Origin of the sequence: Streptomyces sp. NPDC090045, assembly GCF_044747975.1 — a bacterium.
In the GTDB taxonomy this organism is placed as follows: Bacteria; Actinomycetota; Actinomycetes; order Streptomycetales; family Streptomycetaceae; genus Streptomyces.
In genome coordinates, this window is sequence record NZ_JBIVFA010000002.1 from 674,984 (window position 1) to 699,135 (window position 24,152).

The 24,152-nt window shown below is 70.7% G+C and carries 21 protein-coding genes; 15 read left to right on the plus strand and 6 right to left on the minus strand.

What is annotated here, in order from left to right; translation table 11 throughout:
* Positions 1 to 43: 43 nt before the first annotated feature.
* The 6 genes from ACIPYQ_RS08120 (at position 44) to ACIPYQ_RS08145 (ending at position 5,818) form a co-directional block, all read left to right on the plus strand.
* The gene (locus tag ACIPYQ_RS08120; protein WP_361760402.1) at positions 44 to 313 is read left to right on the plus strand and encodes an acyl carrier protein; all 270 of its coding nucleotides are present in this window, start codon (positions 44 to 46) and stop codon (positions 311 to 313) included.
* A gap of 35 nt (positions 314 to 348) precedes the next feature.
* Positions 349 to 1,098: a thioesterase II family protein gene (locus ACIPYQ_RS08125; RefSeq protein ID WP_401247358.1), complete on the plus strand. Its 750-nt coding sequence runs from the start codon at positions 349 to 351 to the stop codon at positions 1,096 to 1,098.
* Positions 1,073 to 2,659, plus strand: coding sequence for an amino acid adenylation domain-containing protein (locus tag ACIPYQ_RS08130; RefSeq protein WP_401247360.1), 1,587 nt, complete (start codon positions 1,073 to 1,075; stop codon positions 2,657 to 2,659). The genes ACIPYQ_RS08125 and ACIPYQ_RS08130 overlap by 26 nt, the downstream gene beginning before the upstream one ends.
* Positions 2,656 to 3,129 (plus strand): YbaK/EbsC family protein, encoded by a 474-nt coding sequence (locus ACIPYQ_RS08135; RefSeq protein ID WP_401247363.1) that lies wholly within the window; start codon positions 2,656 to 2,658, stop codon positions 3,127 to 3,129. Before ACIPYQ_RS08130 ends, ACIPYQ_RS08135 begins: the two co-directional genes overlap by 4 nt.
* The gene (locus tag ACIPYQ_RS08140) at positions 3,126 to 4,292 is read left to right on the plus strand and encodes an acyl-CoA dehydrogenase family protein (protein WP_401247366.1); all 1,167 of its coding nucleotides are present in this window, start codon (positions 3,126 to 3,128) and stop codon (positions 4,290 to 4,292) included. The genes ACIPYQ_RS08135 and ACIPYQ_RS08140 overlap by 4 nt, the downstream gene beginning before the upstream one ends.
* Positions 4,293 to 4,363: 71 nt before the next feature.
* Positions 4,364 to 5,818, plus strand: coding sequence for a cation:proton antiporter (locus tag ACIPYQ_RS08145; RefSeq protein WP_401247368.1), 1,455 nt, complete (start codon positions 4,364 to 4,366; stop codon positions 5,816 to 5,818).
* A 135-nt stretch (positions 5,819 to 5,953) separates the two neighbouring features.
* Here ACIPYQ_RS08145 and ACIPYQ_RS08150 read toward each other — a convergent pair whose 3' ends face one another.
* From ACIPYQ_RS08150 to ACIPYQ_RS08160, 3 genes are all read right to left on the minus strand, one after another.
* The gene (locus tag ACIPYQ_RS08150; RefSeq protein WP_401247371.1) at positions 5,954 to 8,707 is read right to left on the minus strand and encodes an AAA family ATPase; all 2,754 of its coding nucleotides are present in this window, start codon (positions 8,705 to 8,707) and stop codon (positions 5,954 to 5,956) included.
* 88 nt (positions 8,708 to 8,795) lie between these two features.
* Entirely contained in the window at positions 8,796 to 9,056 is a 261-nt protein-coding gene (locus tag ACIPYQ_RS08155; protein ID WP_401247374.1) for an MbtH family protein, read from the minus strand.
* Between the two features lie 462 nt (positions 9,057 to 9,518).
* Entirely contained in the window at positions 9,519 to 10,514 is a 996-nt protein-coding gene (locus ACIPYQ_RS08160; protein ID WP_401247377.1) for an SMP-30/gluconolactonase/LRE family protein, read from the minus strand.
* Between the two features lie 80 nt (positions 10,515 to 10,594).
* Between ACIPYQ_RS08160 and ACIPYQ_RS08165 the strand changes: the two genes are divergently transcribed.
* The 4 genes from ACIPYQ_RS08165 to ACIPYQ_RS08180 all read left to right on the plus strand — a co-directional run bounded on the left by ACIPYQ_RS08165 (position 10,595) and on the right by ACIPYQ_RS08180 (position 14,531).
* A complete protein-coding gene (locus ACIPYQ_RS08165; RefSeq protein ID WP_362233685.1) occupies positions 10,595 to 11,032 on the plus strand; it encodes a MarR family transcriptional regulator in 438 nt (145 codons plus the stop codon).
* A gap of 135 nt (positions 11,033 to 11,167) precedes the next feature.
* Positions 11,168 to 12,439 (plus strand): alpha/beta hydrolase, encoded by a 1,272-nt coding sequence (locus tag ACIPYQ_RS08170; protein ID WP_401247380.1) that lies wholly within the window; start codon positions 11,168 to 11,170, stop codon positions 12,437 to 12,439.
* 221 nt (positions 12,440 to 12,660) lie between these two features.
* A complete protein-coding gene (locus tag ACIPYQ_RS08175; protein ID WP_401247383.1) occupies positions 12,661 to 13,743 on the plus strand; it encodes an alpha/beta hydrolase in 1,083 nt (360 codons plus the stop codon).
* Positions 13,740 to 14,531, plus strand: a complete 792-nt coding sequence (locus ACIPYQ_RS08180; RefSeq protein ID WP_401247386.1) for a trypsin-like serine peptidase — start codon at positions 13,740 to 13,742, stop codon at positions 14,529 to 14,531. Before ACIPYQ_RS08175 ends, ACIPYQ_RS08180 begins: the two co-directional genes overlap by 4 nt.
* An 18-nt stretch (positions 14,532 to 14,549) precedes the next feature.
* Here the strand turns inward: ACIPYQ_RS08180 and ACIPYQ_RS08185 are convergent, their stop codons facing one another.
* The 3 genes from ACIPYQ_RS08185 to ACIPYQ_RS08195 all read right to left on the minus strand — a co-directional run bounded on the left by ACIPYQ_RS08185 (position 14,550) and on the right by ACIPYQ_RS08195 (position 17,717).
* The gene (locus ACIPYQ_RS08185) at positions 14,550 to 15,485 is read right to left on the minus strand and encodes an EamA family transporter (protein ID WP_361760366.1); all 936 of its coding nucleotides are present in this window, start codon (positions 15,483 to 15,485) and stop codon (positions 14,550 to 14,552) included.
* Positions 15,486 to 15,529: 44 nt separating this feature from the next.
* Entirely contained in the window at positions 15,530 to 16,351 is an 822-nt protein-coding gene (locus ACIPYQ_RS08190) for an isocitrate lyase/phosphoenolpyruvate mutase family protein (protein WP_401247389.1), read from the minus strand.
* 253 nt (positions 16,352 to 16,604) lie between these two features.
* Entirely contained in the window at positions 16,605 to 17,717 is a 1,113-nt protein-coding gene (locus ACIPYQ_RS08195; RefSeq protein WP_401247392.1) for a threonine synthase, read from the minus strand.
* A 201-nt stretch (positions 17,718 to 17,918) separates the two neighbouring features.
* Here ACIPYQ_RS08195 and ACIPYQ_RS08200 point away from each other — a divergent pair, with 201 nt between their 5' ends.
* From ACIPYQ_RS08200 to ACIPYQ_RS08220, 5 genes are all read left to right on the plus strand, one after another.
* The gene (locus ACIPYQ_RS08200; protein WP_401247394.1) at positions 17,919 to 19,490 is read left to right on the plus strand and encodes a S8 family peptidase; all 1,572 of its coding nucleotides are present in this window, start codon (positions 17,919 to 17,921) and stop codon (positions 19,488 to 19,490) included.
* A gap of 194 nt (positions 19,491 to 19,684) precedes the next feature.
* A complete protein-coding gene (locus tag ACIPYQ_RS08205; RefSeq protein ID WP_401247397.1) occupies positions 19,685 to 20,860 on the plus strand; it encodes a DUF4190 domain-containing protein in 1,176 nt (391 codons plus the stop codon).
* Between the two features lie 137 nt (positions 20,861 to 20,997).
* Positions 20,998 to 21,750 (plus strand): GntR family transcriptional regulator, encoded by a 753-nt coding sequence (locus tag ACIPYQ_RS08210; protein WP_362232802.1) that lies wholly within the window; start codon positions 20,998 to 21,000, stop codon positions 21,748 to 21,750.
* 347 nt (positions 21,751 to 22,097) lie between these two features.
* Complete coding sequence (locus tag ACIPYQ_RS08215) at positions 22,098 to 23,783, plus strand: purine-cytosine permease family protein (RefSeq protein WP_401247400.1); 1,686 nt, start codon at positions 22,098 to 22,100, stop codon at positions 23,781 to 23,783.
* A gap of 160 nt (positions 23,784 to 23,943) precedes the next feature.
* On the plus strand, positions 23,944 to 24,129 hold the full coding sequence (locus ACIPYQ_RS08220) for an SPOR domain-containing protein (RefSeq protein WP_319723421.1): 186 nt from the start codon (positions 23,944 to 23,946) through the stop codon (positions 24,127 to 24,129).
* Positions 24,130 to 24,152 lie beyond the last annotated feature (23 nt).

Below are 24,152 nucleotides of genomic sequence, written 5' to 3' on the forward strand. Positions count from 1 at the left end.
ACAGGGGCCACAGCGCCCAAGCGCGAGAGGAGATGACGCAGCGATGAGCGCTTCCGACAAGCACGACGAGATCGAAAACTGGGTAGTCGAGACCTGCAAGGACATCGGACTGCCGGTCACGGACGCCGACAGTGACTTCTTCGAGGCCGGCGGTACCTCGCTGACCGCGATGAGGCTGATCGGCAAGGTGGAGGAGACCTACGGCGAGGACGCCCTTCCGCCGGACGACCTGTACGCCGAAAGCAGCCTGCGCGACATCGCGGCGTCGATCCGGCGCAACGGTTCGCTCGCGGGCGCGGCCGGCGAGAGCTAGGCGCCATGGTGCGGTCTGACAGCGACAGATGGGTGATGAAGCTCCGGGGAGCGTCCGAGGCGCCGGTCATCCGGTTGATCTGCTTCCCCTATGCGGGTGGGAGCCCCGATCTCTTCAGGGCCTGGGCGGACGGCCTGAGCCCCCACGTGGAGCTGCTCGCTGTCAGACTTCCCGGCAGGGGGCCGAGACTGGCCGACGGCCTCTACACCGAGTGGGAGCCGCTGATCGCGGACACCTACGCGGCACTGGCCCCCTACCTGAGCGAGCCCCACGCCTTCTACGGCCACAGCTTCGGGGCCCGACTCGCCTACGAACTGGCCCATGTGGCGGCAGCGGAGCACGGCGACCTCACCCGCCGGCTCTTCGTCTCCGGATCCCGCAGCCCCAACCACCCGCAACGCCGCCCGTACATGCACGAGTTGTCGCAGAGCGGGTTCCTCGACGCCCTGCGTGACATGGGCGGCACCCCGGCCGAAGTCCTGAACGACAAAGTCCTGATGAGGCTCTTCCTGCCGACGACGCGCGCCGAGATCCGGCTGGCCGAGTTGTGGGGCGACCGGCACGGCAAGGGCGTCGACGTCGCCGTCACGGCCCTGTACGGCCAGGACGACCCGATCGACGGGCACGAGTCCATGCGGGACTGGAAGCACTTCACCGAGCGGGACTGCGAGCTGCTCGACGTGGCGGGCGGGCACTTCTTCCTGGAGACGCACCGCCGGCCCTTGCTGGATGTCATCAACGCCCGATTGGGGGACGTCAGTGGAGAGTCTGGCCTGCACGGCTGAGGCGCTGTCGATCCACAAGGAGATCAACCGGACCGCCGCTCCCTTTCCCGACGGGGCCGGCGTCAAGGAACTCTTCGAGGACTGTGCGGCCCGGCACGTCGACGCGGTGGCCGTCGTCCACCGCGACCGCACGCTGACCTACGGCGAACTCAACGAACTCGCCAACGGTCTGGCGGACGTACTGCGGATGCGGGGCGTGCGCCCGGGAGACGCCGTCGGGGTCTGCATCGAGCGGTCCCCGGAACTGATCGTCGGCCTGCTCGCGGTGCTCAAGTGCGGAGCCGCCTACCTGCCCTTCGACGCCTCGTGGCCCGACGAGCGGCTGCGGATCCTGTTCGGCGAGGCGCACTGCCGCAGGGTGCTCACCGATCAGGATCCGGCACTGGCCGGGCGTTTTCCCGAGTACGAGGTCGTTCCGGCGGTGTACGCCGAGCCGCCTCGCGGCCGGACGAACCCGGACGTGCCCGTCGGACCCCTGGACATCGCCTACATCAACTTCACCTCGGGCTCCACCGGCAGGCCCAAGGGCGTCCGGATCGAGCACCGCGCGATCGCGCGGCTGGTGTTCGGTGCCGTGTACGCGCGCCTGGACGCGGACACCACGCTGCTGCAGCTGGCGCCCATCTCCTTCGACGCGGCGACGTTCGAGATCTGGGGCGCGCTGCTCCACGGGGGAACCTGCGTGCTGTACCCCGGCAAGCACGTACGCCTGTCCGAGCTGAAGCGGGTCCTGGACGATCACCGGGTCACCGTGCTGTTCTTGACCACGGCCCTGTTCAACACGGTCGTCGACGAGGCGCCCGAGACCCTCGGCGGCCTCGAGACCATTCTCACGGGCGGCGAGGCACACTCCCTCAGGCACATCGAGAAGGCGCTCCGGCACTACGGCCGGGACCGGTTGGTCAGCGTGTACGGCCCCACCGAGTGCACGACCTTCGCCACCTTCCACCCCGTCAGGGAACTGCGTCCGGAGGATCCGGCGCTCCCCATCGGCCGGCCGATCCAGAACACCCGCCTGTACGTCGTGGACGGCGACACGCTGTGCGCACCGGGCGAGACCGGCGAGGTACTGCTGGCGGGCGCGGGCCTTTCGCCGGGGTATCTGGGCATGCCCGACATCACCCGGGAGCGGTTCATCGACCGCGAGGTGGACGGGGTGCCCGAGCGCCTCTACCGCACGGGTGACCGCGCCTATCTGCGCGCCGACGGAGACCTGGTCTTCCAGGGGCGTCAGGACGACCAGGTGAAGGTCAGCGGGTTCCGCATAGAACTCGGGGAAGTGGCCCACCACATCGGAGCCCATCCCACGGTGAAGCAGAGCTACGTGACGGTCGCCGAGCGCGCGACGGGAGAGAAGGCACTCATCGCCTTCGTCGTGCCGCACGGCGAGGACATCACACCCGAGGGGCTGCGGACGCACCTCAGAGCACGGCTGCCGGGGTACATGGTTCCCTCCGGCATCCATCTCTGTACAGCGCTGCCCCTGACGGCGACCGGTAAGGTCGACCGCCGAGTACTGCTCTCATCTCACCTTCAGGCAACGGGAGTTATGCCGGTATGACCATCAGCAAGCGGGCGCAGCAGTTCCAAGAGGCCCTCCACGAGCGCGGTCTGGACCTGACCGTGGTCGAACTGCCCGACTCGACCCGCACCGCGGACGACGCGGCCAATGCCCTGGGCTGCCAGAAGTCGCAGATCGTGAAGTCCCTCGTGTTCCGCGTGGAATCGACGGGCGCGCCGGTGATGGTGCTCGCCAGCGGCCCGAACCGGGTGAACGAGAAGGCCATCGCGGCCCACGTCGGCGGGAAGATCGGCAAGGCGGACGCGGAGTTCGTCAAGCAGGCGACCGGGTACACCATCGGCGGCGTGCCGCCGCTGTGCCACCGCGAGCAGCTGACCCTGCTGGTCGACGAGGACCTGCTGGCCTTCGAGGAGACCTGGGCCGCCGCCGGCACGCCCCACGCGGTCTTCAAGATCACCGGAAAGATCACGGAGATCCTGGACGACCACACGGTGGTTTCCGTCAAGTGAGCCCGGACGCAGACTCGGCCATACGAGACCCGTACGCCTTCGCCGGGCACGGCGAGTTCAGGGAGCGGATCCGGCACCTTCTCGCGCAGTCGGTGCTGCCCCACGCGGACGACTGGGAGCGCAGTGCGCACATCCCGGCCAAGGGGTGGCGGGCGCTGGGCGAGCAGGGCCTGCTGGGGTTCGGGCACAGCGGCGAGGACTTCCTGCGCAGCGCGGTCTTCCTGGAGGAGCTGGGCCGCACCGGATACGCCGGTGTCCGGGCGGCCGTCGGGGTGCACGCCTACATGGCCGCGTCCTATCTGGAGCTGTTCGGCACCGCCGAGCAGAAGGCCGGGTACCTGCCGCAGATCCGCAGCGGGGAGCTCGTCGTCGCGCTGGCGATCAGCGAGGACAAGGCGGGCTCGGATCTGAGCAGACTCGCCACGGAGGCCCTGACGGCCGACGAGTCGGGCCGCTACGTCAACGGCTGCAAGCGGCCGGTGGCGAACGGCTCCCAGGCCGACTTGATCGTCACGCTGGTCAGGACCCGTCAGGCCACTTCGGAAAGAGGCCTGACGGGGGCCAGCCTGGTCCTCGTCGACGCCCACAGCCCCGGGGTGACCCGCCGGCCCGAGCCGATGCTCGGCATGCGCAGCGCGGATGTGTGCCGCATCGACTTCGACCAGGTCAAAGTGGGCCACGATCAGTTGCTGGGCCGCCAGGACCGCGCGCTGATGCACCTGATGAAGGCCTTGGACTTCGAGCGGCTGGTCGCCGGAATCCTCGCTGTGGGCGGCGTCCACTCCTGCCTCGCGCTGCTCGGCGCGTTCGTCCGCGAGCACCGGGTGGGAGGCGCGCCGCTCGCCGCCAAGCAGGCGGTCAAGCACCGGCTGGCGGATCTGGTGGCGGAGTTCGAGCTGGTACGGCACTTCGCCTACCGGGCGGCGTGGCGTCACAGCCAAGGCGACCTGGACAGCCAGACCGCCTCGATCCTCAAACTCAAGGCGACGGAACTGGCGGTCGAGACGGCCCAGGTCTGTGTCCAGTACCACGGTGCTCGGGGCTATGCCGAGGGTTCGGCGGCGGCCCGCCACTACCGCGACGCGATGGCGGGGACGATCGCCGCGGGCGCCAGCGAGCTGATGCGCGACATGATCTTCGAGGGCATGTCGTACGAACTCTGAGACGCCATCCGACCCTCGGCTTGGCGATCTACACAGGAAGGTCGACAGTGGGTAGGGGAGTCATGGCGTGGTTGCCTCGTTCGGATGACGAGAAGAAGCAGCGCCCCTGGGGGGCGTTACTGGTGGGGGGTGTCCTGCCCCTCGCGGTGATCGGAGTGATCGCCGCGGTGGTCTGGGGTGACGAGGCCGAAGGCGCCTCGGGCAAGACGAGCAGCCATGGTCTGGATATATCCGGACACTTCCTGCTCGCCACGGCGGTGATTCTGGCCGTGGCCCGCCTGGGCGGTCTCCTGGCCGAGTGGCTGCGTCAGCCCCGGGTCATCGGTGAGATCTGCGCGGGTCTGGCCCTGGGCCCCTCGCTGTTCGGCAGGTTCGCTCCGGATGCGGCCGAATGGCTGTTCCCGCACTCGGCGCAGCAACTGCTGAACGGGCTGGCCCAACTGGGCCTCGTACTCTTCATGTTCGGCGTGGGCCGGGAACTGTCGGGGATGCGTCTTCGCGGAGCGGCGGCGCAGCCCCTCCTGATCAGCCAGGCATCGATGCTCGTGCCCTTCGCCATGGGTACGGCGGCAGCGGTCCTGCTCCTCGGCTACGCCAAGGAAGGCGTGCACCCCCTCGCGTTCGTGCTCTTCGTGGGCTGCGCCCTGAGCATCACGGCCTTCCCCGTACTGGCGCGCATCCTCACCGACCTGGGGATCATGCGCACCCCGGTGGGGCGGCTCAGTCTCTTCGCGTCGGCGGTGGGCGACGGCGGAAGCTGGCTGTTCCTCGCGGCGATCCTGGCCGGCGCCCACGGTTCGAGCCCGGCCGGCCTGCTGCTCAACGGCCTCGCCGCGGTCGTCATCACCGTGCTCTACCTCGGCCCGCTGCGCCGGCTCCTCGTCAAGTGGCCGACGATGGAGAAGGACCGGGACGGCAGCAACACGATGGTGCTCCTGGTCGTACTGATCGCCGGAACGGCCGCGCTGACCGCGAGCATCGGACTGCACCAGCTGATCGGCGCGCTCCTCGTCGGCGTGGCCTGGCCCAAGGGCAACCGTACGGCCGTGGTGGCCGCCGAACGTCTGGTGAGTACGGCCGCGTCCGTGCTGCTGCCGTTCTTCTTCTTCGGCTTCGGGCTCACCCTCGACCTCGGCGCTCTGGAGTGGGGTGCCTCGTCGCTGCTCACCCTGGCGGGTCTCCTCGCCCTGGCCATCATCGGCAAGGTGCTCGGGCCCGGTCTGGTGGCGCGGATGACGGGAATGGCCTGGCGGCCCGCCTTCACTCTCGGGGTGCTGCTCAACGCCCGCGGTCTGACCGAACTCGTGGTCATCCAGATCGGCTACCAGGCGGGGATCATCGACCAGCGGCTCCTGGCGATCCTCACGCTCGTCGCCCTGATCACCACCGCCATGACGAGTCCGTTGCTCAGCCTGTTCGGCCTCAAGCCGGATCCGGTCCCCTCGGACGCGAAGGACGGTCCCGAGGCGTCGGAGCGCGCCGCGGAGCTGGAGCCGGCGGGTTCCGGTTCCACCGAGCGGAGCTGACTGCCGGGGCGCCGGCTCCGTCGGTGACGGTCTCGGCGCTGTGGCGGGCCAGGTCCCGCCCGCCCGGATCCTCCCGCCCCCAGGGTGGGAGGATCCGGGCTCGGCGCGTACTCCGGCACCGGTGCGGGCGAGCCGCTACGCGGTCCGGTCCGGGCCGCCGCTCACCGCCGGCCGGTCGGAGAACTGCGAGTCCGTGATCCTGGTCGACCGGCCGATCGAGGTGGCGACCTGGGCCCGCGAAACGACTTTGAGCTTCTTGAAGATCCGGCCGAGATGCGTCTCCACCGTTTTGTGACTGAGCTGGAGCGCGCGGGCGATCTGCTGATTGGTGTAGCCGTCGCTGACCAGCACTGAGATCTCCCGTTCCCGGCCACTCAGCCGGGTCAGCCGGTCGTCGACCGACTGACGGGGCCCGCTCGGGGCCAGGCCGGCCGTGCGTTCCAGATAGCCGTGTGCCCCGCATCCGTCCAGCAAGAGCCGTGCTTCGTTGAGCTGGCTGTGTGCCACCGCAGGGTCGACTACGGTCCAGGCCGCCGCAGCGGCCAGGTGTGCGCGGGCCACGTCGAGCAGCCGCCCCGCCCTGGTCAGCGTGACCACCGCACTGGACGCGAAGGCGGCGGCCGTGAGCGGATCAGCGCTCCGCTGGTGGTGCGCGCGGGCCAGCAGCGCCAGTCCGGTCGCACCCGGCAGTTGCAGTCGGCCGGCAGCCTCTTCGGCCACCGTCGCCCAGCGCCCCGCCTCTGCGTCCGAGCCACTCCACTGTGACTCCAGCCGGGCGAGGACCTCACCGACGGCCGGGACCAGCGTGATGATCGGGAACGTGGCGGCGCGCCGCACGGTCCCGAAGGACACGAGCCCCTTGCACAGTTCCTGGTCACCCGTGTCGAACGACATCTCGAGCAGCGACAGGCGCACTCGGTCCGCCCACGGCTCCCGCCACGCCTCCGCCTGCTCCGCGGCCCTGCGCGCCGTGGATCGGGCGGTCGCCTGGTCGCCGCTGATCCACAAGGCCCGGGCGAGCCCGGCACCGGCCTCGGCCATGAGGCAGTCACCCCCGATCCGGTCCGCAGCGCGTATCGCCTGGCGTCCCGACTCGATCGCGAGGTCGACTCGCCCGAGACGCAGGCAGACCTCGGCGAGCCCGGTGGCGAACTGGGGGATCAGGTACTCGAGTTCATACGCCGCTGCGATGCCGAGCCCCCGCTCGAAGTGGCGTACGGCCTCGGTGTTCCGCTCCAGTCGCGCCTCGGCCCTGGCCAGCCAGTACAGCGCGTCGAGCCGTCCGACGAGGGTGATGTCCTCCAGACCGTCGAGCAGGTCGGCCACCTCGAGGAGCCGGCCGGCAGCCTGGCCGGTGCGGCCCGAGTCCGCCTCCTGGGCGCCGAGCAGTGCCCAGGTGTACGCACGGGCCAGCGGGTCGCGCTGTCCGTCGGCCCACCGCAGCGCCGGTGGTTCACTGTCGGGCAGGTTCCCCCGTTCCAGCACGACCGCGAGCCGCGCCAGCTCCACCAGCGCCAGTGCCTCGGGTTCGTCGGCCACCTCTGCCCGCACCGTCTCGAGCAGCGACTCGGCGAGGGCGTGCCTGCCCAGCAGACGCTGGGCCCAGGCCCGCCACTCGGCCGCCTCCGCGCGAACGATGAGCGGAACATCGGTGCCGGGCCGCGAGGTCCGATCGAGTATGTCGAGAGCCTCCCTCGGCCGTCCTGCGACGACCAGGGCCTTACCCGTGCGGACACGCTGCCCGTAATGCCGGGTCTCGTCGGCAAGAAAATGGCCGGATTCTCTCGGCAGAAGTCTTGAACGGACCTGGTCGGCCACAGATGTCCGGGACGGCATTGGTTCGAGCGCCGGATAGGTGGACGGGGCAGGCAGCCGCATGAGCTGGGTGGCCGCGGAATGAGCGGCCAGCCGCCATTCGTCACCGGTGGTGTGGTAAACCGTCTCCCGCAGTATGGGATGGCGGAAGCGGTAGGCGTCCACGTCCGCTTTCCCACAAATCCGGATAATGTCCTCGCGCAGAAGCTCTGTTATGGCACTCACAAGACGTTCGGTGGGCAGCGCGGCCACGGACCGCATCTCCTGCAGAGTGAACTTGTCGCCCAGGATGGCGGCGGACTGTGCGGCGAGCCAGCCGTCGTCGGACACGGCGCGGAACTCGTCCAGGAGGCGGGTGAAGGGCGCGGGTCCCGAACCGTCCGGTGCGGTTCCCTCATAGGAGCCGGGGGAATCCGACAGGGCCAGTAGCAGTCCCGGATTGCCGCCCGCACGGGCGAGGAGGGTCTTGCGCAGAGGTCGGGCCATCCCCTTCGGTAAAAGCGCGGCGAGTTCGTGCTCGGGCAAGGGGCCGAGTCCGACCCTGTGTGATCCGGGTACGGATGCCAGTAGTCCGCGTAGGCGGAGCGACGACTGCCGGTTCCGATGGGCGACCAGGATGAGCAGGCGGACATTGGGCGGCCTGCGCACGAGGCTCTCCAGCAGGTCCAGTGAGGCCGGGTCCGCCCAGTGGATGTCGTCCAGCGCCAGCACCAGGCCGTTCGGCCCGGCCAGTTCGCGTAACGCCTGACGCAGCGCCGATCCCACGGCTCCCGCGGGTACGGTCGGCGGGGAAGGCGCGGTGCCGGGCTGGGACTTCCGCTCCAGGGCGGGGAACACCAGGCCGAGGACACGCTGGTGGGCGACCGGTACGGCCTCGAGCACGGCTTCGGCCCGTTCGGACAGGATCTCCTCGAAGGCGTCGGAGAAGAGCTGGTAGGGCGAAGAGCTCGCCGTGGGGCCCGCCGCGGCGTGGGCGACGGCCCAGCCTTGCAGTCTCGCCGTCTCGAGGACCTGCTGCAGCAGCCGGGTCTTGCCGATCCAGGGCTCGCCGTGAATCTCCACGGTTGCGGGCACGGCGCGCTTCGGATCAAGTAGGCGTATCACGTCCTCTGCTGTCAGCACGGTGCGTTCGGCTGCTGCGTTCTGCGGAGGTGAGTCGCGATCAATCATGAACGGCGGGCTCGCCCTGAATCGAGCTCTCGGCCATAACCGGAATGGTTTCTTCGGCAACCATCGCGCGGCGCAGACTCAAAGGCCGCATGTCGGTCCAGTGCGTTTCTATGTATTCCAAGCACTGCTCTTTGGGCGCCGGTTCCTGCACGGCTCGCCAGCCGGTCGGGAGTTCCCTTCCCTCGGGCCAGATTGAGTACTGCTCCTCCTCGTTGACGACAACGAGATGGCGCTCGGATCTGTCGGCGGACATACTTCCTCCTCCAATGAGCTGCAACTACGGGTAAGGGGTTGTCGGTCATCTGTACGGCGACTCAATCTAACTGAGCTCGTTCCAACTTGAAAGGGCCTTTTTGCCGGTCAGAGCCTTACTTGCTGTGCGATGGCCATCTGTCCCGTGCGACTTCCCTCCGGTTCGGTACGGGCAGCGCCGGGCTTTATGAGGGTGCGTCAGTTATTGAGGTCGGCGAAGCCTTGATCGTCCGCCACTCGCTTGCGGCTGACCACTCGGTTCGCTCCGTCCGGGCGGGTGCGGGCGGATGGCCGCGGGTCGTCCGCTTACCGGTCACGGCTGTTTTAAGAAGGCAAATGGGCCGGATTTCGACCGTCACGCAAATCCGCGGAAAGCGCACGGTGTCGAACGCGCGGGTGCGCGCGGCCGGCCGCAGCAACCGGGTGCTGCGCAGCGCCGGCCGCGCCGTCGTCGCCGCCGGGCTCAGAGGCCGCGGACCGCGGCGATCGTGAACGTGGTCGGGGTGCCCGAGCCGGGGGACATCGGACCGCCCTTGTCGAACTGGGAACGGACCACCAGCGTGCGGCCCGGGGTGTGGGCCAGGGTGGTGGGGATCTGCAGCGACGGGTCCGTGATCGTACGGGTCAGCCGGGCGCGGGTGCCGTTCGCGGAGAGCTGCCAGCGGGTCAGCGTATTGGTGGTGTTGTGCGCCACGCGCAGGGTGCCGTCGGGGGAGAGGTCGAGACCGTCGGCGGCCTTCAGGTCCCCGCCGGTGAGGGCGACCCGGCGGACGGCGCCCGTGCGCAGGTCGATCCGGAAGAGCTCGCCCTCCACCATGTCGACGGTGAGGAGGTAGCGGCCGGTCCGGTCGGAGACGATGCCGTTGAGGCTGAACCCGCCCGCCGGCCGGGGGCGCAGGACCGGGGCGAGGTCGTAGGCCTCGGTCAGGACGCCGCTGCCGGCGGCCAGCTGCTGCGGGGTCACGCGGTAGACCACGCCGCGGATGCTGTCGGTCAGGTACGCGGTGCCGTCCGGGGTGACGGCCAGGTCGTTGACGAAGCGGGCGGAGCTCCCCGCGGCCACCTCGAAGTGGGCGATCCGCGCCCCGGTGGCGGTGTCGTAGACCGCCACGCCCGCGGTGGAGTCCGTCACCCACAGGCGGCCGCGGGCGTCGACCCGCAGGCCGTTCGCCGTGTGCCGGCCGTCGGTGCCGGCGGGCAGGAACACCTCCGCCTCGGCCCGGCCGGGGCGGGCCCGGTAGACGGTGCCGTCCGCGTACGAGCCGACGTAGACGGTGCGGGTGCGGGGGTCCGTGGCGATGCCCTCGGGGTAGACCTTCGCGCCGGGCAGGGCGAAGGCCGTGGATATCCGGCCGTCGGTCGCCTGCGCGGGTGCCGCGCCCACGGTGAGGGCCGCGGCCAGAGCGGTGGTGAGCGCCAGGACCGTGGTGGGCAGGAACTTCTTCTGCGGTGCACGCATGAACAGGTGTCCTCTTCTCGATGTGTGAGATCGAAGATAAGTTAGAGCTCTAATGCATGCAAGGGCCGTAGGATGCGGGCATGACCTCCATGCCCCCCGAGGAGCGCATCGGTGCGCACATCAAGCGCGCCGAGCAGGCACTCCTCGCGGCGAAGAACGTTGCGTGCAAGCCGGCCGCAGTAACGGTTCCGCAGTACGGCGCGCTGCTCTGGCTGGCCGAGAAGCCCGGCATCTCAGCGGCCGCGCTCGCCCGGCTGTGCGGGGTGACGCCGCCGACCATGAACACCGTCCTGAAGAACCTCCAGGAGCGCGGGCTCATCGAGCGGACCCCGCACGAATGGCACCGCAACGTGCTGGAGACCCGGCTCACCGACGAAGGGCGCGCGGTGATGGAGCTGGCGGACTCCGGCGCCGTACGGGTGGAGCGGGCGCTCGCGGCCGCATTCAGTCCGCAGGAGCGGGAGTTGCTCGTCGAGCTGCTCGGGCGGTGCGCGGACGTGCTCGACGCCCAGCGCTGACGGCCCGCGGTCCACCGAGATCCCCGTCATTTTTTGCTCGGATTTGGAACTGTGCGGAGGTTCCGCGCATCAGCACTAGGGGATGCCCAGCCGTTCTGCCCCCGGGGGCAGTCAAGACCGTTCGGAGCGAAGTTCGTGCACCAGTACCCGCAACGCCCGCGGCCTGATGACCAGCCGTCGTACGAGGAGTACCCGCCCCGGGGACAGGGACAGGGACGCTACGAGCAGCCGCAGCACCAGGGGTACCAGGAGCAGCAGCCGCACACGCAGCACCACCACCCGCACCCGCACCCGCACCCGCACCCGCAGTACGGCGAGCAGCCCCCCGCCGAAGGGCCCCCGCGGCCCGGGCGCTCCCGGCGCCGAATATGGATCGGCGCGGTGGTCGCCCTCGCGCTCCTGCTCGGCGGCGGCGGTTTCGCCGCGTGGAAGCTCGACTGGTTCTCGGGCAACGGCGAGGCGGTGAGCTTCGGCAAGACCCCGCCCCCGGCCCCGGAGAAGAGCGAGCCAGGATCCCCGGCCACCCCGGCCAAGCCCTCCGGCGACCCGGACGTGCTCATGCCGACCGGCCCGAAGTCCGACTTCAAGCAGACGACCAAGCTCGACGACGGCACGATCATCGCCAAGACCCGCCTCGCGGGCGCGAAGTCCGGCTTCGAGGGCGACGTATGGGTGTGGGCGCCCAAGGAGTACGACGACCCGAAGTACGCCAAGAGCGGCTTCCCGGTGCTCATCGCGCTCCCCGGGGGCAACGGCTTCCCGGCCAACTACTGGTCCGACCGCAGCCTCGGCCTCCAGAAGGCCATCAGCGACGGCGTCCAGGCCGGCACCAGCCTGCCGTTCATCGTGATCATGCCGGTGCTCAACCCGGACGCCAAGTACTACTACGACGGCTCCGACATCCCCGGCCAGGCCAAGATGGGCACCTGGATGGCCGAGGACGTCCCGGACTTCGCCAAGGCCAACTTCCGTACGTACAAGTCCCGTGACGGCTGGGCCTTCATGGGCTCCTCCTCCGGCGCCTTCGTCGGCATGAAGACGGTCCTGCAGCACCCGGACAAGTTCAAGGCCGTGATCGCCAGCGGCGGCGAGATCGTCCCGGACTCCCCGCTGTGGAAGGGCCACCAGGCGGAGATGGACGCGAACAACCCCGAGAAGCTCGCGAAGAAGCTGATCGACACCAACGGCCCCGAGGTCTACATCAACTTCCAGATCGGCACCAAGGAGACCGGGAAGGAGCGGATGACGAAATTCGTGCAGCAGTACGGCAAGGGCCCCGTCAAGACCACCATCCGCGACATCCAGAACGGCGAGCACAACGGCTGGCACTACGTCCGGGGCATGAAGGAAGGCTCCCTGGAGTGGGTCAGCAAGGTGCTGAAGGGCCCGAAGCCCGAAGCCGGCTGAACCCCGCGCCGGCCCCGCGCCGGCCCCAGTGTCGGACCCTGCGCCGACCCCCGCGCGGGCACCGCGTGGCCGCCGTCCGGCCGCCACGTGGTGCTCACCACGTCCCGCCCGTCCCAGGCAACCCATCCGGTCGTTCATACCTCTGTAAAGGGTGTAAGGGGGACCGATCGGTCCGGCCCGCGCTCCGAGGTGAGCGCCGGAGAAGGAACGGGACAAAAACCGTGCAGCATGACCAGCAAGGCGACGGCAGCCCCATGACCAAGGGCAGCCGTCGCCCCCACCGCCTGCGCCTGATTCTGATCAGCGGCGGCCTCGCCCTCACCCTCGCCGGGGGCGGAGCGGCCGCCTACAAGTTCGGCCTCTTCTCCGACATAGGGGATCCGGTCTCCTTCGGGAAGGTCCAGGAGAAGGCCGCCGTCGCGGCCGACGTTCCGCCCGAGGTGCTCATGCCCACCGGGCCGGCGGCCCGGTTCGTCCGCACCAACCGGCTGCCGGACGGCACGCAGATCGGCCGGACCACCCTCACCGGCAAGAAGTCCGGCTTCACGGGCGACGTGTGGGTGTGGGTGCCCAAGGAGTACGACGACCCGAAGTACGCCAAGAGCGGCTTCCCGGTCCTGATCTCCCTGCCCGGCGGCCGGGGCTACCCCACGAACTACTGGGGGACCGGCCCCGGCCTCGGCCTGCAGAAGGCCGTGAGCGACGGGGCCAAGGCCGGCACCAGCCTGCCCTTCATCCTCGTCATGCCGGTGCACAACGCCGACACCAAGCACCACTTCGACGCCTCGGACATCCCCGGAGAGCCCAGGATGGGCACCTGGATGGTCGAAGACGTCCCGGATTTCGCGAAGGCCAATTTCCGGACCTTCACCTCCCGCGACGGCTGGGCCTACATGGGCTCCTCCGCCGGCGGGTTCGGCGCCTTCAAGCACGTCCTGAAGTACCCCGACCGGTTCAAGGCCGCCATCGCGAGCGGGGTCGACATCGTCCCCGATTCCCCGCTGTGGAAGGGGAACACGCAGGCCATGGACGAGAACAACCCCGAGAAGCTCGCCGAGAAGCTGATCAAGGCGGGCGGGCCGGACGTCTACATCAACTTCCAGATCGGCACCGCGGAGAGCGGCCGCGACAAGGCCGAGAAGTTCATGAGCGACTACGGGAGGGGCCCCGTGCACACCTCGCTGCAGGTGATCCAGGATGGTGAGCACAACGGAAAGTCGTACGTGCGCGGTATGAGGGAGGGCTCCCTGGAGTGGATCAGCAAGGTGATGAAGGGACCGACACCCGATCCCGCCGTGCGATGAGCACGGTGGTGAAGGGGGCCTCCGCGGCTGCCGCCGCGGGGATCGCCGCGGTGTGCGCCGTCGCGTTCCTGGAGGCGCCCGGCGACCACCCCGTGCTGCCCTTCCCCAGCGTCGGCGTCCTCATGGCGGGCGGCGAGCACTGGTGCACGGCGAGTGTCGTCGACAGCCCGAAGGGCAACGTCGTCGCCACCGCCGCGCACTGCGTGGCCCCCGCCGGCGAGGACGGCCGGCCGGGCGAGGTGGCCCACGACGGCCTCGCCATCGGCGAGCTCTCCTTCGCCCCCGCCTTCTCCGGCGAGGGCGCCGGCACCCAGCCGCTGGGGGTGTGGAAGGTCCGCTCGATCCACGTGGACGACCGCTGGACGAAGTGGGGCGAGGACACCGCCGACTTCGCCTTCCTCACCATCGCTCCGGACGAGGACGGGCGCAGCGTCCAGGACGCCGTCGGCGGCCGCGCCGAGGCCCCGAAGCCCGAATGGACCTCCGGGTACGACCGGGACGTGACCGTCGTCGGCTATCCGGAGTCCGAGCACAATCCGCAGAACAAGCCCGTCTCCTGCACGACGCAGACCCGCCACGACGACGAGGACCCCGACATGCTCTACATGAGCTGCGCCGGGTTCTGGACGGGCACCAGCGGCAGCCCCTGGATCGCCGACCGGGGCGGGGCCGACCACGCGGGACGGCTGATCGGGGTGCTGAGCGGCGGGGACACGGACGTGGACTCCACGGCCGCGCTGTTCGACGAGCACGCGAAGGCCCTCTACGAGAAGGCCGCGCGGGGCTGAGCCCGCGCCCCGTACCCGCTACTTCTTGCGCTCCGTACTGACGATCACGCCCACCGCCGCCACGACGATCGCACCGCCGACCACGATCGGCCAGGTCAGGGCCTCGCCGAGGATCAGCGCGCCGAGCGCGACGGCCACGACCGGATTGACGTACGCGTACGTGGCCACCAGCGACAGCGGCGCGGCCTGGAGCAGCCACACGTACGCGGTGAAGGCGACGAGCGAGCCGAAGAGCACCAGGTAGCCCAGGGCCAGCCAGGAGGCGGTGGAGAAGGCCGCCGGGTCCAGGCCGCGGTGCTCACCGCGCAGCAGGCCGACGACCACCCCGCCCACTCCGCCGGCGAGCATCTGGTACGCGCTGCCCGCGAACGGATTGCCCGGCAGCGGCAGCTTCGACGCCGAGAACGAGCCCAGCGACCACAGGACGGACGCCACCAGGACCAGCAGCACCCCCGACAGCCGCACCGTCCCGCTGAGGCCCGGACTGGTCAGCACCGTGAGCCCGGCCAGGCCGACGAGCACCCCGCCCAGGGTGCGCAGCGGAGGCCGGTCGCCGGTGCTCGCCCGCAGCACCACCAGCCACATCGGCACCGCCGCGACCAGCAGCGCGGCCAGGCCGGACGGGATGGAGGTCTCGGCGAGCACCACCAGGCCGTTGCCGCCGAGGATCAGCAGCAGACCCACCAGCACCGCCGAGCCCAGCTGCGCACGGGTGGCCTTGAGCGCGGCCGGACCGTACCGCCAGGCGACGGCCGCGACGAGCAGCAGGCCGGCGGTGATGAAGCGGGCTCCGGCGGAGAGGAAGGGCGGCATGGTCTCGACGACGACCCGGATGCCGAGGTAGGTCGAGCCCCAGACGACGTAGACCAGGGCGAGGGCGATCCAGACCGCGCCGGTGATCCTGCCGCGCGACGCGGACGCCGCCTTGTCCTCCACCGGAGCTGATGTGCGCATGACCGGATCCTATGGTCGTTGCCCCATGCAGGCTTCTTGATATCTCAGCCCTTGAGAAGGGCGTTCAGATCGCCGTAGGGGAGGGAGTGGGCGAGGGCTCCGTACGTGCCGTCGGAGAGCAGCTCCTCGGTGGCGCGGCGGACCACGGCGTACGCGGCTTCGGCCACCCAGGAGCCGAGGCTGACGCGGGACACGCCGAGGGCGCCGAGGGCGGCGACGGTCGGGGCGTCGGGGCCGAGGAGGATGTTGAGGGGGGCGTCGATGCCCTTGGCGAGCTCGGCGACGGTGGCCGGGTCGAGCACGCCGGGCACGAAGACGCCGGTGGCTCCGGCGCGGAGGTAGGCGGCGGCGCGGGCCAGGGTCTCGTCGAGGCGGGTGGCCGGGTCGCCGAGGCCCCTGAGGTACGTGTCGACGCGGGCGTTGATGTAGAGCGGGACCCCGGCGGCGTCGGCCGCGGCCCGGGCGGCGGCCAGGCGCTCGGCCATCTCCGCGGGGGCGCGGTGGGGGCCGTCCTCGATGTTGATGCCGACCGCGCCGGCGGCGAGCACCCCGGCGACGGTCTCGCCCACGGCGGCGGGGTCGGCGCCGAAGCCGCCCTCGATGTCGGCGGTGACGGGGACGGAGACGGCGGAGACCACGCGGGCGACGAGGTCGAGGGCCCGGTCCCGGGCGAGCGCGTCGCCGTCGGGCGAGCCGAGGGACCACGCGACGCCGGCGCTGGTCGTGGCGACGGCGGGGGCGCCGGTGGCCTCGACGACGCGGGCGCTGGCGACGTCCCAGGCGTTCGCGAGGGCGAGGGGGTGCGCGGGGGTGTGCAGGGCCGCGAACGCGGTGGCCTTGGCGGCGAGGTCAGAATTCGTGGTCATGACCCCACTCCACCAGACCGGACGCGCCCGGACTCGCGGTTTTCCGACATCAAGGCCGGGCCCAAGGGAACGGGGCTCCGCCCCGGACCCCGCGCCTCAAACGCCGGCGAGGCTGGAAAATCCAGCCTCGCCGGCGTTTGAGGCGCGGGTCTGGGCGGAGCCCAGGAGGGCGGCCCGCAGGGGCTTACGGTGCTGGGCTGCCCATTCAGCCTCGCCGGCGTTTGAGGCGCCGGTTCGGGCGGAGGCCGGCGGGCTACGGGGCCAGGCCCGATTTGGTGCCGGCGCCGCAGAGGGGGATTACCGCGGTGCGGCCCTGCAAGGGGTCGGCGGGGGCGCCCGGCCCCACCGCCGCCCAGCACGCCGCCGCCGTCGGTTCGACGAAGAGCCCGCGCCGGGCCAGGTCCCGCTGGGCCTCGCGCAGCCGGGAGTCCGGGACCGTCAGGAAGGTGCCGCCGGACTTGCGGACCGCCGCCAGGATCTGCCGGGCGCGCGGCGGCGCGGGGATCGCGATCCCCTCGGCCAGGGTCGGCAGCTGCGGAACCGGATCCGCGTCCTCGGCGCCGGCCGCGAAGGCCGTGGCCAGCGGAGCCACCGCCTCCGACTGCACCGCGATCAGCGCCGGCGGCCGCACCCCGCGCCGCGCCAGCTCCTCCACGGCCAGCGCGGCCCCCAGCAGCAGGGTCCCGTTGCCCACCGGCACGACCAGCACCTCCGGCAGCCGACCGCCCAGTTCCTCCCACACCTCGTACACGTACGTCTTGGTCCCGTGCAGGAAGTACGGGTTGAAGACGTGGCTCGCGTAGAAGACCCCGGGCGCGTCCGCCTCCGTACGGGCGGCCTGCGCCGCGGCCTCGCGCCCGCCCGGGACCACCCGCACGAGCGCCCCGTGCGCCCGCATCTGTTCCGTTTTCTTCTCCGATGTGCCCTCGGGCACATAGATTTCACAATCGAGCCCGGCCCGGGCGCAGTACGCCGCGATCGAGGTCCCCGCGTTGCCGCTGCTGTCCGCCACGACCCGTTCCGGAGCCAGCCGCCGGGCCAGCTCCACGAGCATCACCGCGCCCCGGTCCTTGAACGACAGCGTCGGCATCAGGAAGTCGAGCTTGGCGTGAACCCGCTCCGCCAGCGGAACCAGCGGAGTGTGACCCTCCGCCAGTGACAGCGAGAACGCCCCCGGCAGCGGCAGCGCCGACCCGTACCGCCACAGCGAATTCGGCCCGGCGGCCGGCTCCAGCGGCGCGGCCGGATCCGGCGTGAAATCGAGGTCCCAGGGCCCGCCGCAGACCGGGCACCCCCAAGGCGCAGTCCGGACGTCCGCGCGTGTACCGTCCTCTGAGCAGACGTAACCGGGGGTTGCGTGCGTCATGTGCGGATCGCCTTCGCTCGATCATGGCCGCTGTATGGCACGGATGTTACGCGTCCGCTGTCCTCGCGTGGGTCGCGCCGGGGCTGGGCCAACCTTTCGAAGGCGGCAGCCCGTTGGGCCATCTGCTTTGTCATGGCCACGCTTGCGCGGTACCGCTCCACCCCCCCCCGCAGTGCACCACCTATGAGGAGGACCCGTCACATGCCCGTGATGCGTCACAGGAGCCGGAAAATCGCCGGCATCAGCGCGACCGCGGTCGTGGCCCTCGCGCTCGGCTCGGCCGCCGCGCTGCCCGCCTCGGCAGCAGACATCGGCGTACGGGGCGTGATCCAGAACGCCGGAGCCCCCGGCTCGGTGCCCGGCAGCTACATCGTGACCCTGAACGACACCGCCGCCCGCTCGACCGCCCCGAGCGGCAAGGCCGTCGCCAAGCGCTACGGCGCGAAGATCGACAAGACCTACAGCGCGGCCCTCAACGGCTACTCCGTCGAGGTCTCCGAGGCGCAGGCCAAGAAGCTCGCCGCCGACCCGGCGGTCAAGTCGGTCGTGCAGAACCGGACCTTCACGGTCAGCGCCACCCAGCCCAACCCGCCGTCCTGGGGCCTGGACCGCGTCGACCAGCGCGCGCTCCCGCTCAACCAGAGCTACACGTACCCGGACCAGGCGGGCGAGGGCGTCACCGCGTACGTCATCGACACCGGTGTCCGCATCACGCACCAGGACTTCGGCGGCCGCGCCTCCTACGGCTACGACGCCATCGACAACGACAACACCGCCCAGGACGGCAACGGCCACGGCACGCACGTCGCCGGCACCGTCGCGGGCGGCGCGTACGGCGTGGCCAAGAAGGCCAAGATCGTCGGCGTGCGCGTGCTCGACAACAGCGGCTCCGGTACGACGGCCCAGGTCGTCGCGGGCATCGACTGGGTGACCCAGCACGCCGTCAAGCCGGCCGTGGCCAACATGTCGCTCGGCGGCGGCGCGGACTCCGCGCTCGACGCGGCCGTCCGCAACTCCATAGCCTCCGGCATCACCTACGCCGTGGCCGCGGGCAACGAGTCGAGCAACGCCTCCACCAAGTCCCCGGCGCGCGTCACCGAGGCCATCACGGTCGGCGCCACCACCAGCGCGGACGCCAAGGCGAGCTACTCCAACTACGGCACCGTCCTCGACATCTTCGCGCCGGGCTCCTCCATCACCTCCGCGTGGGGTACGGGCGACACCGCCGCCAACACGATCAACGGCACGTCGATGGCCACCCCGCACGTCGCGGGCGCCGCCGCCGTCTACCTCTCGCAGAACCCGGCCAGCACCCCGGCCCAGGTGGCCACGGCCCTGGTCAACTCGGCCACCCCGGACGTCGTGACCGGCCCGGGCACCGGTTCCCCGAACCGCCTGCTCCACGTCGGCGCCCAGGGCCCCGTCCCGCCGGGCAAGCGCTTCGAGAACACCGCGGACTACGCGATCAACGACCACGCGACCGTCGAGTCCCCGATCACCGTCAGCGGTGTCACCGGCAACGCCCCGTCGACGCTGAAGGTTCCGCTCGACATCAAGCACACGTACATCGGTGACCTCAAGGTGGACCTGGTGGCGCCCGACGGCACCGTCTACGTCCTGCACAACCGTGCCAACGGCGGTGCCGACAACATCGTCAGGACCTTCACCGTGAACGCCTCGGCGGAGACGGCGAACGGCGTCTGGAAGCTCCGCGTGAACGACAACGCGAGCGCCGACACCGGGAAGATCGACTCCTGGGCGCTCCAGTTCTGAGCAGCCGGGACGCCGGGCGCGTGACCCGGCCGTGAGCAACAGCGGGGGCGACCGACTTGTCGGTCGCCCCCGCTGCGTACTATTTCGCGCATTCGTTCGCGCATGCGTTCGCACCCTCCGGGGGTGGCGCCCGTGACGTCCCGCGACGCGCCTGCGATGTCCCTGCGACGCCCGATGCGATGGAGTCCGACCCCGTGAGCACCCCGCCGAGTCCTCCTTCCGGACCGGGCCACTCCTGGCCCCCGCCGTCCCCGCCGCCGGCCTGGGGACCGCCGCCCGGATACGGGCTGCAACAGCCGCCGCCGCTCAACGGTTTCGCCCTCGCCTCGTTCCTGTCCGGGCTGCTGTGCTTCGCGCCGCTCGGCATCGCCTTCGGCATCGCGGCCCTCGTGCAGATCTCGAAGAACCGAGAGCGGGGGAAGGTCCTGGCGATCGCCGGCCTGGTGCTGTCCGTGGTGATGACCGGAGGACTCTTCTTCGCCGCCGACCGGATCTCCTCGGCGGTCGGCGACCGCTTCGACGGGCTGAGCGAGTACACCGAGGTCGAGGGCGTGCTCACGGACGTCGACGAACTGCGGGCCGGCGACTGCTTCAACGTCGAGGACGGTGAACTGCTCGACGAGCACCCCCTCATGTACAAGATCGACTGCGGGGAGAAGCACCACGGCGAGGTCACCGCGGCGAAGCGGCTCGACGGGGTGGTGGACACCCCCGACTCGGACGCGGCCCGCCGCGCGTCCGAGGACGCGTGCTGGCAGGCCCAGGACGAGTACGCGATGGACACGTGGGCGCTGCCCGAGCACGCGGAGATGTTCTACTACGCGCCCTCCCGCCAGTCCTGGGGCCAGGGGGACCGGCTGCTGCTCTGCGTGATCGGCACGACCTCGACGGAGCTGCGGGGCAGCCTGCGCCAGGACACCGCAATGCTCAAGCCCGAGCAGGTGGCCTTCCTGCGGGCCGCCAACGCCGTCGAGTTCGTCATGAGCCGGCCGCCCGAGGAGGAGGTCGACGAGGCGCTGGGGAAGCACCAGGCGTGGGCGCGCCGGGTGCACGGGGCGCTGGGCGAGGAGATGAAGGTGCTCCAGGGGCACGCGGGCCGGCCGGGGCTGGAGAAGAAGGTCCCGGCGCAGCTCAAGGCGATCGATGCGGCCCGCGCGGAGTGGCTGCGCGCCTCCCAGGCGAAGACCCCGGGGGAGTTCGACAAGCAGTGGGACCGGGCCCTGGCCGCGATGTCCGTGGAGACGGAGCAGGCGCTGCGCGGTGCGTACGGGCTTTCGATGGCGATCCCGGAGTGGCTGGAGGAAGGCCAGGAGGACTCGGAGGACGCGGACGGCGGACCCGGCCGGGGGCCCTCGCGGGAGGCGGTCTGACGTCGACGGGGTAACGCGCGGTAACGGGTTTGAGTGACCTGGCTTCATCACTTCGGGTGAAACTCTGGCCCTTGCTTGCGGTCTTCAACCGTCGGTTGCCAGGGTGTGGCTGTCTGTCAACCTGATGGGAGTGGCCAGTGACTTTCGGTGAGCAGCCGGCCTATCTGCGCGTGGCCGGGGATCTTCGACGGAAGATCGTCGACGGTTCTCTGCCCCCGCACGCCCGGCTCCCCTCCCAGGCCCGCATCCGCGAGGAGTACGGGGTCTCCGACACCGTGGCCCTGGAGGCGCGCAAGGTCCTCATGGCGGAGGGGCTGGTCGAAGGCCGGTCCGGGTCCGGTACGTACGTACGGGAGCAGCCGGTCCCGCGGCGCGTGGCCCGCTCCGGCTACCGCACGGGCGGCGCGTCGACGCCGTTCCGGCAGGAGCAGGCGGACGCGGGGGCGCGCGGCACGTGGGAGTCGAACAGCGAGCAGGCGGCCGCGCCCGCCGACATCGCGAAGCGGCTCGGCATCGAGCCGGGCGAACGGGTGATGCGGACGCGGTACGTATTCCGCGACGCGGGGGAGGCGATGATGCTGTCGACCTCCTGGGAGCCGCTCGCCGTGACCGGCCGGACCCCGGTGATGCTGCCGGAGGAGGGGCCGCTGGGCGGCTCCGGGGTGGTGGACCGGATGGCCGCGATCGACGTCGTCGTGGACAACGTGGTGGAGGAGGTCGGCGCGCGGCCGGGCCTGGCGGAGGAGCTCGTGCAGCTGGGCGGGGTGCCGGGGCACGTGGTGCTGGTGATCGGCCGTACGTACTTCGCCTCCGGGCGCGCGGTGGAAACGGCCGACGTGGTGGTCCCGGCCGACCGCTACCGCCTCTCCTACCACCTCCCGGTCCGCTAACCGCCACCCCCGGGGCTCCGCCCCGAACCCCCTACGGCGCTCCGCGCCCGCGCCTCAAACGCCGGCGAGGCTGAAAGACCGGGGCTCCGCCCCGAACCCCGCGCCTCAAACGCCGGCGAGGCTGGATTTGGCCCGGCCTGTGTCCGCCGGCGAGGCTGGATCTTTCAGCCCCTCCGGCGTTTGAGGAGCGGGGGCTCGGGGGCTGGCCCCCGCAGCGGTGGCGCGCCGGAAAGCGGACAGTGGGGCACAGGGTGTAACCCTGTCGTGACGAGGGGGCCGGGGGTGTAACCGCCGGGCAACGGCCAAGAGTGACGGGGCGTCACATGGGGGATCTACCGTCCGGCGGTATGACCGATACCGCCACCACCCCCGCAACGGCGGCGCCGCCGACCCGTACCTACGCGAAGCTCGCCGCGGACGAGAGCCGCGAGGACTACTCGCTCAGATACGCGCCCCACTCCTTCCGCCGCTGGGGCCCCGGCACCGTAGCCGGCACCGCCCTCGGCGGCATCGCCTACCTCGCCGACTTCGCCATCGGCGCCTCCATCGTCTTCGCCTACGGATTCACCAGCGGCGCCGCCGCGATCCTGGCCGCCGCCGTCGTCATCTTCCTGACCGGCATCCCGATCGCGCGCGCGTGCGCCACGTACGGCCTGGACATGGACCTGGTGACGCGGGGCGCGGGCTTCGGGTACTTCGGCTCCACCCTGACCTCGCTCATCTACGCCTCCTTCACCTTCATCTTCTTCGCGCTCGAAGGCTCGATCATGGCCCAGGCCATGCACCAGGCCTTCGGCCTGCCGGTCGAGGCCGGCTACCTCGTCACCACCCTCATCGTGATCCCCATCGTCTTCCGCGGCATGGGCGCCCTCGCCAAGGTGCAGGCCTGGACCCAGCCCGTCTGGCTGATCGGACTGGTGCTGCCCTTCGTGGTGCTCGCCTTCCACGCCCCCGGCGCATGGGGCGCCTTCGCCGGCTTCGGCGGGACCGAGGGCGCCGGGTCCGGGTTCTCGTGGATCGGCTTCGGGTTCGGGACCGGCATCGCGCTCTCGCTGATCGCGCAGATCGGGGAGCAGGCCGACTACCTGCGGTTCATGCCCGCCAAGACCCCGGCCAACAGCCGCAGGTGGAACCTCGCGGTGCTCGCCGCCGGCCCCGGCTGGGTGCTCATCGGCGCGGCCAAGCAGCTCGGCGGCGCCTTCCTGGCCTTCGTCGCCCTGGAGGCGGTGGGCCGCACGCACGCCCTGGAGCCGATCGCCCCGCAGGTCGAGGCCCTGCGCCCGTGGCTCGGCGGCTTCGCGCTGCCCGCCGCGGCGCTCTTCGTGATCGTGTCCCAGATCAAGATCAACGTCACCAACGCGTACAGCGGATCGCTGTCCTGGTCGAACTTCTTCTCCCGGGTCACCCACCGCCACCCCGGCCGGGTCTGGTACATCTTCCTCAACCTCGCCATCGCGCTGACGCTGATGGAGCTGAACATGTTCGCCATGCTCGGCAAGCTGCTGGGCTTCTACTCCAACGTCGGCATCGCCTGGATCGCCGCGGTCGCCGCCGACCTCGTGATCAACAAGCGGCTCGGACTCAGCCCGCCCTACATCGAGTTCAAGCGCGCCTACCTCTACGCCGTCAATCCGGCGGGTTTCGGCTCGATGGTGATCGCCTCGACCGTTTCGATCCTCGCCTTCTTCGGGCTGTTCGGCACCTACGCGGAGGCCTTCTCCACCTTCATCGCCGCCGGACTCGCCCTCCTGCTGTGCCCGTTGATCGCCTGGATGACCAGGGGGAAGTACTACCTGGCCCGGCCCAATACGGTGACCGGCCCGGGCGTCGCCGTCGAGGACGTCACCGCCACCCACGTGTGCGCGGTCTGCGAGGCCGCGTACGAACTCCCCGACATCGCCGACTGCCCTGTCCGATCGGGGCCGATCTGTTCCCTGTGCTGCTCACTCGACGCGACCTGCGGGGACGTCTGCCGCAAGGGGGCGCAGGGGGGCGCGGTGATCCTGCCGATGCCGTCCGTGCGCCCCGTCTGAACCGGCGCGCACGGCCCACTCGTACGCGTGGCCGGATGCGTACGCCTGCGAGGTACCTCTTCGTGAAAAACCGTATCCGCTGCGTAAAGGTCGGGCGTAAGGTCGGGCATATGCGCAATGCGGTTTCCCGGGCAGGTACGTCGGCGGAGGGTGAAACGCGATGAACGACAGCGGTGCCCTGCTCCCGTGGCTGGTCATACGTCAGGACGACAACGGCAACCGCTACCGGGTGGGCCGGTACTCCACCCGGGCCGAGGCCCAGAAGGTCGTCGACAGCCTCGACGACCGAGGACACAAGCAGCTCTACTGGGTCGAGCGGATCGGTCAGACCGCCACGATGAACTGAGCATCCAGTGTTGACATAGGCTC

Coding starts and splice junctions, on each gene's coding strand:
- ACIPYQ_RS08195 (WP_401247392.1), bottom strand. CDS start 17,717: ATGACGCACGCAACCCCCGGTTACGTCTGCTCAGAGGACGGTACACGC.
- ACIPYQ_RS08220 (WP_319723421.1), top strand. CDS start 23,944: ATGAACGACAGCGGTGCCCTGCTCCCGTGGCTGGTCATACGTCAGGAC.
- ACIPYQ_RS08155 (WP_401247374.1), bottom strand. CDS start 9,056: ATGTCCGCCGACAGATCCGAGCGCCATCTCGTTGTCGTCAACGAGGAG.
- ACIPYQ_RS08160 (WP_401247377.1), bottom strand. CDS start 10,514: ATGCGTGCACCGCAGAAGAAGTTCCTGCCCACCACGGTCCTGGCGCTC.
- ACIPYQ_RS08125 (WP_401247358.1), top strand. CDS start 349: ATGAAGCTCCGGGGAGCGTCCGAGGCGCCGGTCATCCGGTTGATCTGC.
- ACIPYQ_RS08190 (WP_401247389.1), bottom strand. CDS start 16,351: ATGACCACGAATTCTGACCTCGCCGCCAAGGCCACCGCGTTCGCGGCC.
- ACIPYQ_RS08180 (WP_401247386.1), top strand. CDS start 13,740: ATGAGCACGGTGGTGAAGGGGGCCTCCGCGGCTGCCGCCGCGGGGATC.
- ACIPYQ_RS08120 (WP_361760402.1), top strand. CDS start 44: ATGAGCGCTTCCGACAAGCACGACGAGATCGAAAACTGGGTAGTCGAG.
- ACIPYQ_RS08135 (WP_401247363.1), top strand. CDS start 2,656: ATGACCATCAGCAAGCGGGCGCAGCAGTTCCAAGAGGCCCTCCACGAG.
- ACIPYQ_RS08165 (WP_362233685.1), top strand. CDS start 10,595: ATGACCTCCATGCCCCCCGAGGAGCGCATCGGTGCGCACATCAAGCGC.
- ACIPYQ_RS08185 (WP_361760366.1), bottom strand. CDS start 15,485: ATGCGCACATCAGCTCCGGTGGAGGACAAGGCGGCGTCCGCGTCGCGC.
- ACIPYQ_RS08200 (WP_401247394.1), top strand. CDS start 17,919: ATGCCCGTGATGCGTCACAGGAGCCGGAAAATCGCCGGCATCAGCGCG.
- ACIPYQ_RS08215 (WP_401247400.1), top strand. CDS start 22,098: ATGACCGATACCGCCACCACCCCCGCAACGGCGGCGCCGCCGACCCGT.